Below are 17,548 nucleotides of genomic sequence, written 5' to 3' on the forward strand. Positions count from 1 at the left end.
TTGTAATGTCTAATTACTTCCGTTTCCCTTGCGGCATTGCTGTCTGATTCTGTCCTTGCAGAGATAGCCGTGCCTCAGTCTCCGAAACTGGGGGTAATGCTGGTGCAGTGACAGCATTACTAGCCCATCGCTCATAAGTATCATTCGTCACCCAGTGAACTGTTGCCCCAGATTCAGCACCAGTACGAATCATTTCGGCAGCCTCCAATGCATCTTTCTCAAAGTCAGACTGAGGATTGCGATAGCTCCACTGAATGAACCAGTATGTTCCAAGCGTCCCTTCCACTTTCTGAAATTCGGCGCAGAAAATGTAGTTTTTGAGTACGCTAGCGATCGCTTGATAACAGAACTCTTTGGGATCTCCGGGCATCCCCTCTTCGCACCACTGCTGGAAAGCACGATGGGCGAAGTGGTTGTACAGTCCAGCGAAATTGTCTTTACTGCGGCGGTGGATTAGAAAACTAAGCAGCATGGAGGCTGGCCCCTTAAACTGGTCTTTGAGTCCGCCAGTAACAGGAATCACCCAGAGTTCAGTAAATGGCTCGTTGGTGAAATTCTCGTTGATGGTCAATGCACGGTCAGGGCGAGAAATAGCGATCGCAAAGTCAGCTTTGTTACCTTTGAGATATCCTCCTGCTTGTGCTTCTAGAATTGTCAGTTTTGGGGGACAATCGAGAAGGAATTGCCCGTATTCTTTAGCGCAATTCGCTTGTAGTTTCGGTTGGCTGGGTGGGATGAGAAAGACGCTGTTGTTGATTTTGATGGTTTCCATAATTGCGTTGTTGTTGCTAAAAATTGCGTTGATACTGGATAGTGTTTGACTTAGCTATTTATGACAGTGCAGGAATTGCTTTTAATTCGTATTTCAGCACTTCGAGTTGATATAGCCGCTTTTTAATCTCTGCTTCTAGAAGTGTCTTTAATTCCTGTGGCTTGAGCAATTAAATCTCATTCTCTAAGTGATTTTCTTCATTATTATCAACCATTTTAATGCTGAGTATTTGAGATAAATCGCTAGCTTTTACACCAACAATTCCTGGCTCAATTTCAGTAGTTAATTCCTCAATCATTGAATGAAAGCCAGGGTCTTTATCATTGATTTCAACCTCAATTAAACCTGATTTATTCGATACAATAGTTGCCCAACTTGGTAAAGTTTGAGGGATACTTGTTGCATAGAGTTTCATGATTTTGCCTCCCGATTAAACTTGACCTCGACAACTTCTTCTACACACCCCATTGCTTGATCCAAATAGTGCAGGACATCGCCCAAGTGAGTCGCTGCCTCTGGGTCAATCTTTTTATCAGCAATCAACAAGAGCCAAGTTTCATCTTGAGCAATTGTCTGAATATTCTGGTAGCACGAGTTGAATTCTTTCAGTATTTCTATGGGTGACATTGGTTTATCTGATGAGTTGTGTTGTTCTATTTCGATAAACTAATAATTTAGTTTTGCTCCTTGCCACACAGGTGGGTTTGCCCTGCCCACCCGTTTCCTTACGCTGCAACCAAATCTCTAGTTTCTGGCACGTATCTCTTTAACCTTTCCCACTCCTCACTTGTGAGCAAATCAAATTCCTTATCTAATAATTCTTCTTCTGTGAATGGTTCTTCTGTAGTCGCTGTAAAGTAGCCTGTCATCGTCATAAATTCGTCTAGTCCAACTGCTGCATCAACCGATTCGGCGTATCGAAGAGAATCCAGTCCGTTTGACCAGTGCGTAATGTACTGAAATATCACCCCAATCATGGAATCGCCTTTGTACACTCGATAGTTTCTGGGGCAGGCTCCGTCAACGTATACGAGTTTGTAGGGAGGAATTTCTTGTACCTCTGCATTGGGGTCGGTTGGAGGAAGGAGAATTTTCTCTGGGGATTCATCCAACTGAGCCTCTTGAAGAGAAAATGGGCTAATCATATTTCATGTGCCATGATGATTTCGATTGTCTAAATTTCGGTTGAACGGCGATTGCTTTTCTCTTGGTCTGCGATCGCCTTTTTCACTTGCAGTACTAAGGATTTCTTACACCTCTGCATTCGCATCTGTAGCAGGTAGGAGAATTCTCTCGTGACAGTTACCTACTTAAAGCAAGAGGTTACTTGCTACACTTTGTGTCATGATTCACTTCATTAACGATTTAGCTTGAAGGCGATTGCAGTTGCTTGGTGTGCAATCGCCTTTCTCGCTTCAGCCACTTACGCCGCTACTGCCGTTCGGACTCCCAGCAGCGCAATCACATCTTTTGCACTGCCAGCAACCCGATTTACCCCGTACTGTCTGGGTCTTGCGTACCAACTTTGGTGATTGCACCCGACGAAGCCGACAAAACGCCCGTCTTGGTAGAGTTTGGTGCTAAATCCTAACCAGTCGATTTCGCCATGATACAGACCAAAAACAGTGCAGGCTTTCTCTAATTCATTGCTCAATCGTTCGTTTCGTTCTAGTGGGGTTTCTGGGAGAGTCGCTTTGACCTCTGCAACTCTTGTAGCGAACCAGTTGCGATCAAATGGTAGTCGTCCCCCTTCCACAAACTGCACCCAGACTGTGATTCCGCCTTCAATCCAGATAGTGCGGACGGATTCGGGTTCAACTTCGATAATCTCACCGATGATGCGGCGATCACGAGCAGTCAGGGGGTCTTGGGTTGGGGCTACAGCTTCGGCTTGGGATTCGAGGTGGTGGTTTAGTTCTGCTTGGGCCAGCGCTTGTTCATCAACAGAAAAATCAATGATTGCTTGCGGTGTATGTGTTATGTAGGTCATAATATTGATCTCCATTCAGTTGGATAAAAGGCGATCGCTTTGTTTACCAGACAGGGGCGATTGCCTTTGTTATGTGTGCAAACAACGTTGTGGTTTGGCACAACGCTCTCAAAAAGATTTGGCGTAGCCATATATTTGCGACTCAAAGCCAGTAGCACTTGAGTTGTACCAAAACAGGAGATACAGCGTATCAGGCGACGTGTACGACTTCAGACGCTTCAACTGTCGTCCGCCGTCCTGCTGGTAATTTCTTATTAAGTGCAATATCCATTCCCGGCTGTGTACCCCTCGCCTTCTCTGGTTGTGCCAGTGCCTCGGTTGCTCCTCAAGCAGTCACTCTGGATTGTGCTGTCAAAGTTCAGATAGTGCAAACCCTTTATTGCGTCCGGGTGCAGGCAGTTTGCTTTCCCTTGCCCCTTATGATTAATAATATAAAATCTAAAACTGGATTTGTCAAGTCTAAACTTGTATTTATAAGGCTTATTTATTGATTTATGTAGTACTAAGCTTGATTATTTGTGGTAAGGTAAGGATAGAAGTAAGCTTAAGGTGTAGAATTATGAATCAAGCCTTGATTAAGTGGAAGTTAAAAGAAGTAATGGCAAGGCATAACATTAAAGCCCGTGACCTTGCCGCAGAAATGGGGGTTAGCGCTAACTCCGTATCGAACTTACGAAACGCTAGAACTATGCCACGGTTGGATGGTGAGATTTTAAACAATCTTTGTGAATGCTTAAATAGACTGGCACAAGACTTGGAAGGAGAGATTACCCCTTCTGACTTAATTAGCTACGCCAGAGGGCCAAACCCAGTTGTTGATGAGAATTATGAAATCAAAGGAGCCAAAGCACCAACCCAGCAAAAAAAATCTCGTATAACGAGTTCTAAAACTGAAATAGAAAATACTTCGTTATCAACTGCTGCCTAGTAAAAGCGACCGCCGCCGACCAAAGCTATGCGATCGCCTGCTCAATCCGTTAACGACAAAGTGAGCTAACTATAATGCTGACACATTTTTGGAAAAATCCCCCAAATCAGCTGCTCTTGTTCACTTTGGTTAAACTGCAACACCTCAATTTTTAAGCATTTACCATAGTGGGCAAGAGATATGCTGACACTAGACAGAGAACAAACATCAGCACTCGATTACAGCAACCTCAACACCAGCATCCAGGAAACCTTCACCGCCATCGACAGGTTCGAGTGGCAAGCGGTAGATGAAATCCTTCAGATGAGGGAACAACAGCTTTACCTACAAGCTGGCTATAAAAACTTTGAAGAATACTGCCAGCGTGAATTATACGCCTGGGGTGGATACCGACGAATCAACCAACTGCTAGGAGCTAAAAAGGTCATAGACGCAGTTGGCGAGTTGGGGGAACACATCAAAAACGAGCGTCAAGCCCGCCCACTACTACGGTTGGTTAAGGAACCAGAGAAACTAAAACAAGCTGTAGCGATTGCTCTCAAAGATAACCCCTCCCCTGGTGAATCAGACTTTGCGGCTGCTGCAAATATTGTGGTTCCTCAACTTCCACGCAAAAAGCAATCTATTCAGGAACCAATGGTTCCTAAGATTCAAGAACCAGTGGTTCCTCAAAAAGCTATTGTCACAATTTCACAACAGTCACACCCAAGGTATGGAGAAGAAGGAACCATTGAGGCAGATGCACCAAATCATTGGCAACAGATTGTGACTTTTGCTGATGGCGAGAGGCTGCTCATCAACAATACTGATTTGGATGCCCCAAGCGTTCCCTTTCCCAAAGAGCGCACTTACCCTACAGAATATGCTGAAGCGATCGCTGCTATTGAAGAACGCCATAAACAGGAACTAGAGAGACTTTCCCAGGAATTGAGAATTGGGCTACAAGCAGAAGCTAATGCCAGAGCCGAAGAACAAGCTAAAGAGCAGGTAGAGTCTTTACAAAAACTCTTCAAGCAACAAAAAGAGCAAAACATCCAGTTGCAGCAGCGCCTAGACGAAATGGAATCACTACGGCAGTTGGAAGCTGAGAATCAACAACTCAAGCAACGTATTCAGGATTTGGAAAACGCTGTAGAACAACGCCCTTCTCAAGAATGGGGAAATACTCTCACGCAGCAAGCGACTAAAGCGCTGAACAAGCAAGTAAAACAGGCGTTAGAGAAAACTATTGATTTGCGATCGCTGGCACAAGAACCACCCAAAGAAAATGCCCAGGAATGCTTGCGGTTAATGGGTATGGCTTTGAAGAATCTCGCTAGCGCAATGAACAATACCCAAGCGCTCGAAGCGGCGGCAATCATTCTGGGGACTGAGCCAACACCAACTGCGATCGCATATCGAGCCGAACAACTGGAAATGCTGTCCCAGGCGGTTAGTGATATTCGGCGGGTGCTTGCAAAGCCTGGGTGTACATGGCAGGAGTTTTTGAATATTGCCCAAGAGTATGAAGTGATTAAATCAGACTACTGGACGGAATTAAGCACAAAGGAAACAGATTTAATAACTGCTCTCCAGAACGCATCTCGTCAACCGGACACAATTGGCGTTGGTTCTATTGTTGCCCACGCTGACCCATATCGCACTTTGTATGTCGAGAGAGGAGAAGTTGTAGAGGACTTGGGAGAAGAGTTGGTAGTGGCTTGGGATTGCTGGAAAGAGCGCTCAAAGAAGACTGAGAGGTACTTTCGAGATGAATTGCGGTTTTGGCAAGGTGAGAACCAGTAGATAAAAATTCGCTTTGAGAATAGCTAAAAAACTTAGACGCGGCATGACTTAAAAAGCCGCCCAATTTGTAATGAGAAAAATCGGAGGAGAATATGACTACAGCACTACAAATAATTGATGGTGGCAACAAACGTGACAGGCGCTCATCTGAGAAAGCTACTACTCGACCACATTGCAAAGTTTCAATAGATGATGTCAACTGGATAAGACAACAAGCTCCATGTGTGCAACAGTTGTGGCTTGATTGCGTCGCGGCGGAACAGTTCGGCGGGGCAGCGCATAAATTAGACACCAACCTCAGCCGCAACTCGTTTCTCAAAGCCAGCGCTGTTATAAATGGTGCTGGACTGTTTGAGTTTGAGGAAGTTAGGAGCAAAACTCAATCTGGTAGATCCGGTGTTACCAGTTACCGTGTTAAAAACTTGCATGGTTACTTTAACAGGTACTATTGGGAAAACTTTGACAATCAATCCGTGACAGCCGAGAGTCAAGCCGTCATCCTAGAGAATCAACAGGTGATGCGCCAAAATCATCAAATGATGTCTGAGCGTCAAAAATTGACATTTTCAGAGGCTAAAAAGCCTACACAGCAGGAGTTTCAAAATCCTAACAACGTTTCTAACAACCCGTTAACTACCTACCAACAACCAACTAAGGTTGTTGGTATGGTAGTTGGTTCTGACGCGCCAACTGAAAATCCGCGTGTTGAGAAAACGGCTCATGCGCCCTTGAGGGGCGCGTCGCCTTCACATATCGAAAGCGCGTCAGAACTTGAAGAATTGCCTGTGGCAATGGACTGCACGACGCTGGCGCTTGTGGATGCTGTACCAAGTCAACCTGCTCCGTTGTTGGCTGAAAATCAAGATTGTGGTGTTGAAGCGATATTCCCTCATGAAGGTGCTTGTTCCGCCGCGCCCGTTGCCCAAAATGAATTTTCTGAAAAGGAAGCGATCGCTAATCAAATACAGGGGCAAGTAGAACAAGGTCAATCTGCTTTCTTGCCAGGAGAAAACCAAGTTTCCGATGTAGAAAAGAAAGCAGATCATAAAGGCACTGGTTCCGTCGCGTCGCCTGCCCAAATTGAAAAATCTTCAACTTCAGCGATTGCAGATCAGAAAATAGAACCGAGTCGCCCCTCTATTTCGTTGTTGATTGAAAACTCGGTTTCGGGTGTAGAAGTCAAAGCATCTGATGAGGATCAAGGTTCCGCCGCACCTGTCACCAGTGCTAAGAAATGGTCACAGGAGGCGATTGTAGCGCGGTCAAATATGCGACCGGAACGTATGCAGAAACTCAAGGTTGCGGCGAATTCGGCGCAGAATCCGGGGTTTGAGTATTTGCAGGAGTGCTGGAATGATGATCCAGCACTTGTGATAGTGGTCAAGAAGTTGCTGGTGAAATATCCACAGTGGGGCATTGTGATTGTTGATGGGGCGTTGGTGAAGTGGAATGAGTAGCAAATGCGAATTTCAACTATTGGTACAAACAATTGCCAGAGCTTATACTCATAAAACACTACCATTAAGCCACTAAAAATTTCCAACAGAGTATGAAATCATGCCACGCATATTTGACAACATCGACTTGCAACTGCTACCAATTTTGCGGGATACCCTTAAAGTATCTTACCGGGCTGACTTTTGCGTAGGTTATTTTAACCTCAGAGGTTGGCGCAAGCTTGATGATTTAATCGAACAGTATGTGGGTGGAGAAACTTCTTGTTGTCGGTTGTTGGTAGGGATGCAGGGTCTACCCAGCGATGAAGTGCATACAGCATTTACGTTGGGTACTGGGGAGGGCAGGCTTGATAATAGCACTATTATCCGTCTCAAAAAAAAGATAGCGGCGGAGTTTCGCCAACAGCTTACCATCGGTGCGCCAACAGATGATCATGAAATGGGGTTACGTCGCTTAAGCCGTCAATTAAAAACAAAGAAATTAGTTATTAAATTATTTTTAGCGCATCCTCTCCACGCTAAGTTATACCTGGTTCATCGTAACGACCCCAATAGTCCGATAGTTGGATTTTTAGGTAGTAGTAATTTGACTTTGGCGGGTTTGAGAAAACAAGGGGAATTAAATGTTGATATTTTAGACTATGATGCAACGAATAAACTGCAAAAGTGGTTTGAAGACCGTTGGAAAGATTACGGCTGTATCGATATTTCTAAAGAGCTTGCAGAAATAATTGATAATAGTTGGGCAAGGGAAGAATTAATTCCCCCGTATCATATTTACTTGAAGATTGCTTATCATTTATCACATGAAGCGATCGCCGGAATTTCCGAATTCCGAATTCCCCATGAATTTAATAATTTGTTTGATTTCCAAAAAGCCGCCGTACAGCTAGCAGCGCGTCATGTAACTCGCCGTGGTGGGGTAATTATCGGCGATGTGGTGGGGCTTGGTAAAACATTAGTTGGAACAGCTTTAGCAAAAATATTACAAGACGATTGTTTTTTAGAAACTTTAATTATTTGTCCAAAAAACTTAACTTCGATGTGGCAAGAATATGTAGATAATTATCGGCTTTATGCTAAAGTGATGCCCATTAGTAAAGCCCAAAACTTATTACCAGAATTACGTCGTTATCGGGTCGTATTAATAGATGAAAGTCATAATTTACGCAATCGAGAGGGTAAAAGATATCGGGCAATCGCCGAATATATTGCAGCCAATGAAAGCAAATGTATTTTACTTTCGGCAACACCATATAATAAAACTTATCTTGACCTTTCTTCTCAATTAAGATTATTTGTTCCTGAAGACCAAGATTTGGGTTTTAGACCTGAAGCTTTAATCAATGAATTGGGTGGCGGTTCGTTAGGCGAATTGCAATTTATTAGAAAGTATCAATGTTCTGTTAAGTCTCTTGCTGCTTTTGAAAAAAGCGAACATTCCGACGATTGGCGAGAATTAATGAAACGCTATATGGTGCGGCGGACTCGTTCGTTTATTAAAGATAATTATGCCAAATCAGACCCAAATTCTTCTTCCCTGAGTCAGGATAGACAAAAAGTAATACGTAAATATTTAGAGTTTTCCGATGGTAGACGTTCTTATTTTCCCGACCGTTTACCACGCACTATTAAATTTACTTTAGAGACTCCTAATGACTCCTATTCTAGTCTTTATTCAGAAGCAGTAATTGAAGTAATTAATCAATTAAATTTACCCCGTTATGGATTAGGTAATTATGTAGTTACAAAACCTAAACAACCACCAACAGAGCCAGAACAGCGCCAAATTAGTAGCTTATTTCGTGGGGGGCGGAGGTTGATGGGTTTTTCCCGCACTAATTTATTTAAACGCTTAGAAAGTAGTGGTTCTGCTTTTATTCAATCAATTGAACGTCACGTTTTACGGAATTTTATTTATTTATATGCTTTGGAAAACGAGCTTGATATCCCTATTGGTACTCAAGATGCAGAATTATTAGATACGAGGAATAATGATGAGGATGCTGATTCGGTTATAGCAAGTTTATTTGATGTAGAAATAGAAGAAGATGACCTCACCTCCTTACCCTATTCTTCGCAAGCAGAGAAGGGAGAAAAAGCCGGAGAAGAAATTCTCACCTCCCCAACAGGGATGGGGTCAACAGAAAAAGTTTTTAGACAACAAGCAGAGTCAATTTATCAGGAATATACTACCCGATATCAACGTCGTTTTAAGTGGTTGCGTTCGTCATTATTTGATATTAAAAAACTAAAAAAAGATTTATTAGCCGATGCAAAAGCACTAATTAATATATTACAAAATATTGGTAAATGGAATTCTCAAGCAGATGAAAAATTGATAGCCCTAATAAATCTGTTAACAAAAACTCATTCTGGTGAAAAAGTATTAATTTTTACACAATTTGCAGATTCGGTACGCTATATAACAGATAACTTACAGGCAAAAAATATTACCAACGTAGCAGGAGTAACGGGGCGATCGCAATATCCTACGGAACTGACGGGAAGATTTAGTCCTGTGAGTAATAATCAGCGACATAGGGTATCGTCAACAGATGAATTACGTATATTAATTGCTACAGATATTTTAAGTGAAGGTCATAATTTACAAGATTGTGCAATTATCGTCAATTGGGATTTACCTTGGGCAATTATTCGATTAATTCAAAGGGCTGGACGCGTTGATCGAATTGGACAAAATGCTCAAGAAATTCTCTGTTATTCTTTTCTTCCTGCTGAAGGTGTGGAACGGATTATTAATTTGCGGGGAAGACTCAAGCAAAGATTACAAGAAAATGCCGAAGTTGTGGGAACTGATGAGGCATTTTTTGAGGACGATGATGCACAAGTAATTTGGGATTTATATAATGAAAAATCTGGTATTTTAGATGGAGATGAAGATACAGAAGTTGACTTAACATCGGAAGCATTTCAAATTTGGAAAAAAGCAACTGATAATAATCCTGGGCTAAAAAAAACCATTGAAGAGATGCCCAATGTGGTTTATTCTACTCGTGAACATATACCTCAAATAGTGCAACCAGAGGGAGTATTAATGTATATGAAAACCACTGAAGGGAATGATTCTTTAATTTATGTTGATCGCAATGGCAATAGTGTTACCCAATCTCAAATAGCTGTGTTAAAAATGGCATCTTGTGATGAATATACAGTAGCAATAGCTAAAGATAAACAGCATCACAATTTAGTTAAAAAAGGTGCGGAATTACTGGCTGAGGAAGAAAAAAATATGGGTGGTCAATTGGGTAGACCATCGGGTGCGAGATTTCGTAGTTACGAACGATTGAAAAGTTATGCACAGGAGATGAAGGGTACTTTATTTGTAACTGGCGAACTATTAAAAGCGATTGATGATATTTATCGTTACCCATTAAGGCAGTCTGCGGTCGATACTTTAAATCGGCAATTAAGAAGTGGTATTAGTAGTCAGCAATTAGCAGAATTAGTAGTTGCTTTGCAGATGGATGATCGCTTGTGTATTGTCAGCGAAGAAATTGAGAAACGGGAACCTCAAATCATTTGTTCTTTAGGATTGTTTGAGAAATAATATTGGATATTTAAAAACTCACGCCAATGGAACAAAAAAATATATGCTTGAAAATGGGCAAACTTAGAAATTGTACAAGCGCATTCCCCATTCTACCGTCAGAAGAATTTGTAGTGTGATCGCATTCCCCAATATAACCCTAAGCAAGCACATATTCTACGTTTTCGCGTTTCTGCGAGTTGATAAAACTATACATTTTTGTGCGTATTAATTTTATATTTTATTTCAGTGATACGTAGGCTATTTTTAGCTTTTCTTAAGTAATTACCTATGGTTCTCTAAAGTCTTACTAGATAAGCTTTTAAGCTATTATTGGGTTTCTAGGCTGAGATTTGGTCAAAAAGTATCTCACTTAGCTAGATTTTATACTTATATTATACTATTACTGACAGTATATAGCCACTTGCGAAATTGCCATTTATCAATATTAACACTGAGCTTTTCTGTAACTAAAAAGGTTATTACAGTAGCAGTATTATAACGGTTTTATAAATAAATCCTTATTTATTTATTAAGGATTATGGCTCCAAGATTTTGGTCTATGGGCATATTTTTTATGCTCGTTTTTTACTACACAGAATTCTATTTTTATCTGCAAGGGTAGTATATAATGACGTTAAATTTCCAACGAACACGCGAATTATTGCATAAATTTCAATTTCAGGATTTGTTCATCCAAGAATTGGGTTGGTCAGATTCTTCGCAGAAAAAAGCTGTAACCTTGCAAATTGAGGAGGGGAGTGAGTTTTACCAATACCAGCGAATAGCTGAGAGTTCTGGTGTAGCTATTTTTGAAGTTACAGCAGCAGATGGTACTATTCCTGATGCAAAAAGTCGGGCTGCGATTCATAAAGAAGTTACTAATTTAATCGCTGAAAATTTGTTGATATTTATTGATGGTCAGCGTATTCAAAGTCTTTGGTATTGGGTAAAGCGAGAAGAAAATAAAAGTTACATTCGTGAGCCTTTGTACGTAAAGGGTCAACCGGGAGACTTATTTTTAAGTAAGCTTGGTTCTTTAGTTATTGACATTACCGAACTGGAAGATGATAATCTTCCAGTTGTAGAAATTGCACGTCGTCTTCAAGAGGCATTTGATGTAGAACCTGTAACAAAGAAATTTTATAAAGATTTTCAAGAGGAACATAAACAGTTTTTACAGTATATAAAAGGAATTAGCGACGAGGCAGATAAGCGTTGGTATGCCTCTGTAATTCTGAATCGGATGATGTTCGTCTATTTCCTCCAGCGTAAAGGTTTTCTAGATAATGGAGATTTAAAATATTTACAAAATCGACTCAAAAAAAGTCAAGCTCAAGGGGATAATCTTTTTTATAATAGCTTTTTAAAAGTTTTATTCTTTGGCAGTTTTGCTACACCAGAAGAAGACCGTGACCCATCAGTTGAAAAGTTAGTCGGCGTTATTAAATATCTTAATGGTGGATTATTCCTTGAACACCGCATTGAACAAGAGAATAATATTTCAATTCCTGATATAGCATTTGAAAAAGTTTTAGAGTTATTTGCAAACTATTCTTGGAACTTGGACGATACGCCAGAAGGTAAAGATGATGAAATATCTCCCGATGTTTTAGGATACATATTTGAAAAATATATTAACCAAAAAGCATTTGGGGCTTACTATACTCGTCCGCAAATCACTGAATATCTTTGTGATAGAACAATCCATCAACTCATTTTAGATCGTGTTAATGATTCTTTGTCCGACAAGTATAAACCTTTTGAAGATTATAATGAACTGATATTTAAATTAGATACAAATATCTGTCGCTTATTAATTAATGATATTCTACCAAAACTATCAATTCTTGACCCTGCTTGTGGTTCGGGTGCATTCCTTGTTGCTGCAATGAAAACACTCATCCTAGTTTATGGTGCGGTAATTGGGATGATTGATGTAATAGGAGATGCAAGTTTAAAAAAACAGCTTCAAGATATCAGAGACAAACATCAGTCTATATCTTATTACTTAAAAAAACTGATTGTTACTGATAATCTTTATGGGGTTGACATTATGGAAGAAGCGACAGAAATTGCTAAACTTAGGCTATTTTTAGCTTTAGTATCTTCTGCTCATGATGTTAAGCAATTAGAACCATTGCCTAATATTGATTTTAATATTATGGCGGGTAATTCACTGGTTGGATTAATGAAGGTTGATCCTACTGTCTTCGATAAAGTTAAACTAACAGCAAAAGCAAAAGCACGAGGATATAAACAAGAAAATCCCGATTTGCAGTTAAGTTTATTCCAATCTAGTTCTTATTATACATATCAGTCAATTTTAGAGAAGAAGAATGAATCAATTGATTTGTATAAAAAGTACGCTTTCATTTCTGCAAAAGATAAAGTTGTTAGTTTAGATGGTAAAACACCTCAAGATAAAAAGCTCTTGTTACTGCGTGCTTCTATTGATGAAATCAATAATAAGTCACAAGAAAAGCTAAATGTTTTACTTTTGGATGAATTTAGTAATCGCTTGGGTATTAAATATGAGGAAGTTCAATTAACTGGTAAACCGAAGAAGCGGGTTTTAAATGTTGATGATATTGCTGCATTGAAACCTTTTCACTGGGGTTATCATTTTGATAAGGTTTTGGGAAGGGGTGGTTTTGACGCGATTATTACTAATCCACCTTGGGAAATTTTCAAGCCTCAAGCGAAAGAATTCTTCGCACAGCATAATGAATTAGTGACAAAGAATAAGATGCATATTCATGTATTTGAAGAAGAGCAAGAAAAGCTTCTAAAAAACCAAGAAATTGCTGGGGCTTGGTTAGAATATCAAAGCCAGTATCCTCATCTATGTAACTATTATCGTCTGGCAGAAAATTATAAAAATCAAGTTCCTACCGTTAATGGGAAAAAAGTAGGTACTGATATTAATTTATATAAGCTTTTTTTGGAGCAATGCTTTAACTTATTACACCCAAATGGTGAGTGTGGAATTGTAATTCCTAGTGGTATCTATACTGATCTAGGTGCTAAACAACTACGACAAATATTGTTTAATCAAACAAATATAACTGGATTATTCTGTTTTGAAAATCGTAAAGAAGTATTTGAAGGTGTTCATCGCAGTTTTAAAATTGTTGTACTTACCTTTGCTAAGGGTGGAAAAACAACAGAATTTCCCTCAGCTTTTATGCGTCATAATGTGCAAGAGCTTCAAAGGTTTCCTAGCGATGATAGTTTATATATAAATGTTGATCTGGTAAGTAAGTTTTCTCCTGATTCTTTATCTATTATAGAATTCAAAAATAAGGAAGATGTAAGAATTGCTACAAAGTTACTTGATTTCCCTTTACTAAATGATTCTAAGCTTGGTTGGGGGCTAGAGGTTTATGGGGAAGAACTTCATATGACTCGCTCAAAAAAATATTTTAAGCAATCTCTAACGAAGTGTCCTCTTTATGAAGGAGGAATGATTTGGCAATTTCAAAATAGCTATGATAAGCCTCGTTACTGGATAGAAGAGTCTGATTTACGAGAAATATTTTTACATAAACGTGCTAAGAGAATCGGATTTGTAGATAAAATACCTAAAGATTTAAAAAATGATTATGAGACCTATCGTATTGCAATCCGTAAGATAGCGAGAAACACAGATACAAGAACATTGATATCCTCTCTAATTCCCCCTGGTTCTTTTACAGGAAATTCTCTTACAGTTAATTTTCCTTACTACCATTTCAGTAATAAATATAATGAATTACGATACTGTGATTCGGAACTGCTAGTTCTTACCTCACTGTTGAATAGTTTTGTTACGGACTATACTCTTCGTTCACGAATGACCGCAAACTTAAATACATTTTATCTTTATCAACTGCCGATACCACGTCTAAAAGAAAGTGATCGCCACTTCAACGAAATTGTACAACGCGCAGCCAAACTCATTTGCACCACCCCAGAATTTGACGAATTAGCACAAGAAGTTGGACTCGGTTCCCACACCAACGGAGTCACCGACGCAAGCGAAAGAGCTAAACTCCGCGCAGAACTCGACGGAATTATAGCTCATCTCTACGGTTTAACTGAAGCAGAATTTGCATACATCCTCACCACATTCCCCATCGTTCCCGAACAAATCAAGCAAGATGCATTAATAGCATATCGGGACTTTGCACCGCTAACAGGTGACGCAGAAATTGTGGAACTCATCATCAATCAAGACGAGAGTTCCACATTAGAATTCAAATCTACCGCTCGTTGGGATGTGGATAAAAACCAAAAAAATCCTGAAATGGAGCAAGTCATTCTCAAAACAGTTGCATCTTTCCTCAACACCGAAAAAGGTGGAACATTATTAATAGGAGTCACCGACGACAAAGAAATTATCGGACTCGAATTAGACTATCAAACCTTCAGCAAATCAAATAAACGTGATGCATTTCAGCTATTTCTCATCAACGATTTATTACTACGGGAACTAGGAAAAGATTTAGCAACATTAATCGATATCACCTTCCACGAAGTCGAGCGCAAAGATGTATGTCGTATCACCGTAAAGCCTTCACCACGTTCAGTATTCATTGAAGTCAAAGCCAAGGGTGAGAAAAAGCAACGCTGTTTATTCGTGCGGAGTGGAAATTTAACTAGTAAGCTAACAACAGACGAAGAAATTGAAAACTATTGCAAATCTCGCTGGTAAATAAATGGTTCACTTGGTGAGTTCTCAGTGTGGATATGCAATTTAGAAATTTTTGTAAAAAATAATATACTAATGGAACAATTCGGTATTCAGCATAACGAGTCTGATTTAGGGCAACTGCTTATTGATTATGAGGAGGCTATTAAAAATTTGCCTTCTGAAGCCAAGTTAACCTGTCGGCAAGTTCTTAAGGTACTGCGAGCGCGAGATCGAGTTCAAGATGCGCTTCAAGTTTTACAATTAGATGATGAATACCTGGCAAAACTGGTTGAGCTAGACCTAGAACTGAAGCAAAAATCTGGCATTATTTGTAATGCTGAAAACCTTAGACAACTCCGTCAGAGTTTTCAGCCTCCAGAATCGTCTTGGTGGTGGTATCTTGAGCCATCCGCAGAACCTTCACATCTAAAACCTCTTTCAGATAAATTTGATTGGCTGTGGAATGTCGGAACAGTTGCTTGCTTAGTGCTGGCAACTTCTTTCATTACTCAGACGGCCAAAGTTTTCTCAAACGAAGGTTTTGACTTTTTAGGTACTTTGAGTACAATCAGCCAAGGGGCAGGCTTGGCATTTGTAGCAAGTGGAGCGCTCACAGATAGGGGAAAGCAAGCTGTAGCGAAAACGTTGAACACTATAAAAGTCCCTGCTTCACTTCATGCAGAAGTCACATTTGGAGCTTCATTAGTATTGCTTGGGGCTGCCTATGGAATCAATCAAAACTCGCACTTAGTCGGAAATTGGTATTTTGACCAAGCACAGCATCATGAAGCTCAGGGAGAGTGGTCACAAGCATTCAAAAGCTACAAGCGAGCCTTAAACTTCGCTCCAGACGACTACAAAACCCAGATTGCATTTGGCTTCTTGCATGAGAAATTAGGCAGTTTTGACCAAGCTGTTGAAGAATATAAAAAAGGAACTGCCTTTGGAATTCCAGAATTCTTAAATGCCCAAGCACGGGCAATGCTCATGGGAGGATTTCAGAAGAATAGTTGGCAAGGTGGGATTGATAGCAAAATAATTCATGAAGCAGAAGATTTGCTTGAGCGTGCTGAAAAATCCACGCTTGATTTAAGCCGTAGCCTTGGTAAAACCAGGAAGAACAGAAGATTATATGCAGATATTAAGATTAATCAAGCTATTGCTCAAATGGCAAAAATCAAGTTTAAGGAAAAATTAGACGAAACTACTAAAAATTCCTTGAATAAAATTGTAGATAGGCTGATCTCTATAAATGAATCAATTAAACAAGATCAATCTGAAGAGCAAAATGTTCTAACAGCAACATCTACTTTGGGTAAGACACGGGCAGAGTGTTTTTATCAAAAAGCCTTTTCTATTGGTAAATTATCAGGCTCATCGAGTGTAAATGGAATCGACTATTTAGTACGAGACGACGAGATATTTTATGCATGTAGCCCATTTAGGTGGGGAGCAATGCTCTCAACAGTACCCGATGCTTTTTTGTTAAGAAACTATCAATTTGCAAAAACCTCAACAAATCAAGAAGGAGAAAATTTATTAAATACTTCTTACTTTATGGAATTAATTTATCAAATTCCATTTGCAAATGAGGTAGGAATTGAGTTACCAGAATATGCAAATAGAATAATATTATCTCAAGACCCTGATACTTGGTTAAGTTTAGCAAATCAACTTTCTAAATTAATTCAAAATAATTATGTCAAAGGCTATAGCAAGGATAATAAAAAGATTATTTGGAGGTTTTTACTGAATAAAGATGGGCAGGTAATTGCATATTTTGCTTATGATGCATTCTCGCAAGAGATGGGTCATGCTCAACCTTTTATTGAAAAGGCACTCAATAAAAAAGTGCTTGAGCAATTAAGTGGTGAACTACTCAAGGGTGGAAAATTAGAGTTTGTTGACTTCAAAGTTGTTTTGTCTGAAGAGGGTAAAATTTTGCATCTTTTACCCTGGGAGATGGCATATCCGACTGTTTTTGCAAAATGCCAAGAAAAGTGCAAAAATCTTTTTTTTGCATCTCATGTTCGCTCGGTATTCCCAAACTATAAACCCGATCTTAGAGATTTAGCAGAAATAGGTGCTTTACAAGCCGTGCTACATATGAATCTAGAATTTTTAGCTATTGATGTAAACAAAGGTGCTTATTATGAAGAACCTGCTATTTTTAAGTTGAAAGTCTCAGCAGATGGGCAAACTGTTAATTATGAAGCTGTTAATCAGGTGGCTATTCATAGGCTTGGAAAACACATCCCATTATCTGACTTAAAAGTACCTCAATTTCCTGAGTTGCAAAAGCCGCCTTATGCTGACTTAAAACTAGAAACGAAGGGATTGCCATCTCGATTAACTCCTTGGTCGGAGTCAAAGTAAACAGAACCACATAAT

12 protein-coding genes are annotated in these 17,548 nt (G+C 39.7%); 6 read left to right on the forward strand and 6 right to left on the reverse strand.

Translation table 11 applies throughout. The features are described 5' to 3' along the window. Positions 1 to 13 precede the first annotated feature (13 nt). From H6G92_RS30410 to H6G92_RS30430, 5 genes are all read right to left on the reverse strand, one after another. The gene (locus H6G92_RS30410) at positions 14 to 772 is read right to left on the reverse strand and encodes a hypothetical protein (protein WP_190899440.1); all 759 of its coding nucleotides are present in this window, start codon (positions 770 to 772) and stop codon (positions 14 to 16) included. Between the two features lie 169 nt (positions 773 to 941). Continuing rightward, positions 942 to 1,187 (reverse strand): hypothetical protein, encoded by a 246-nt coding sequence (locus H6G92_RS30415; protein ID WP_190899441.1) that lies wholly within the window; start codon positions 1,185 to 1,187, stop codon positions 942 to 944. Next, positions 1,184 to 1,399: a hypothetical protein gene (locus H6G92_RS30420; RefSeq protein WP_190899443.1), complete on the reverse strand. Its 216-nt coding sequence runs from the start codon at positions 1,397 to 1,399 to the stop codon at positions 1,184 to 1,186. The genes H6G92_RS30415 and H6G92_RS30420 overlap by 4 nt, the downstream gene beginning before the upstream one ends. A gap of 98 nt (positions 1,400 to 1,497) precedes the next feature. Next, entirely contained in the window at positions 1,498 to 1,917 is a 420-nt protein-coding gene (locus tag H6G92_RS30425) for a hypothetical protein (protein WP_190899445.1), read from the reverse strand. 278 nt (positions 1,918 to 2,195) lie between these two features. Beyond that, positions 2,196 to 2,762 carry a hypothetical protein gene (locus H6G92_RS30430; RefSeq protein ID WP_190899447.1) on the reverse strand — a complete coding sequence of 189 codons (567 nt, stop codon included), beginning with the start codon at positions 2,760 to 2,762 and terminating at the stop codon, positions 2,196 to 2,198. A 559-nt stretch (positions 2,763 to 3,321) separates the two neighbouring features. Between H6G92_RS30430 and H6G92_RS30435 the strand changes: the two genes are divergently transcribed. From H6G92_RS30435 to H6G92_RS30455, 5 genes are all read left to right on the forward strand, one after another. Beyond that, positions 3,322 to 3,690 (forward strand): helix-turn-helix domain-containing protein, encoded by a 369-nt coding sequence (locus H6G92_RS30435; protein WP_114086169.1) that lies wholly within the window; start codon positions 3,322 to 3,324, stop codon positions 3,688 to 3,690. Positions 3,691 to 3,870: 180 nt separating this feature from the next. Further along, the gene (locus H6G92_RS30440) at positions 3,871 to 5,475 is read left to right on the forward strand and encodes a hypothetical protein (RefSeq protein WP_190899449.1); all 1,605 of its coding nucleotides are present in this window, start codon (positions 3,871 to 3,873) and stop codon (positions 5,473 to 5,475) included. Between the two features lie 92 nt (positions 5,476 to 5,567). Beyond that, positions 5,568 to 6,932: a hypothetical protein gene (locus tag H6G92_RS39805; protein WP_242059366.1), complete on the forward strand. Its 1,365-nt coding sequence runs from the start codon at positions 5,568 to 5,570 to the stop codon at positions 6,930 to 6,932. A 100-nt stretch (positions 6,933 to 7,032) separates the two neighbouring features. Further along, entirely contained in the window at positions 7,033 to 10,503 is a 3,471-nt protein-coding gene (locus tag H6G92_RS30450; RefSeq protein WP_190899451.1) for a helicase-related protein, read from the forward strand. A gap of 610 nt (positions 10,504 to 11,113) precedes the next feature. Then, on the forward strand, positions 11,114 to 15,178 hold the full coding sequence (locus H6G92_RS30455; protein ID WP_190899453.1) for an Eco57I restriction-modification methylase domain-containing protein: 4,065 nt from the start codon (positions 11,114 to 11,116) through the stop codon (positions 15,176 to 15,178). A 325-nt stretch (positions 15,179 to 15,503) separates the two neighbouring features. Here the strand turns inward: H6G92_RS30455 and H6G92_RS30460 are convergent, their stop codons facing one another. After that, positions 15,504 to 15,653, reverse strand: a complete 150-nt coding sequence (locus tag H6G92_RS30460; protein ID WP_190899455.1) for a hypothetical protein — start codon at positions 15,651 to 15,653, stop codon at positions 15,504 to 15,506. Here H6G92_RS30460 and H6G92_RS30465 point away from each other — a divergent pair. Further along, positions 15,644 to 17,533: a hypothetical protein gene (locus H6G92_RS30465; protein WP_190899457.1), complete on the forward strand. Its 1,890-nt coding sequence runs from the start codon at positions 15,644 to 15,646 to the stop codon at positions 17,531 to 17,533. The genes H6G92_RS30460 and H6G92_RS30465 overlap by 10 nt on opposite strands. Positions 17,534 to 17,548 lie beyond the last annotated feature (15 nt).

Source organism: Nostoc foliaceum FACHB-393, from assembly GCF_014698505.1.
Classification (GTDB): domain Bacteria; phylum Cyanobacteriota; class Cyanobacteriia; order Cyanobacteriales; family Nostocaceae; genus Nostoc; species Nostoc foliaceum_A.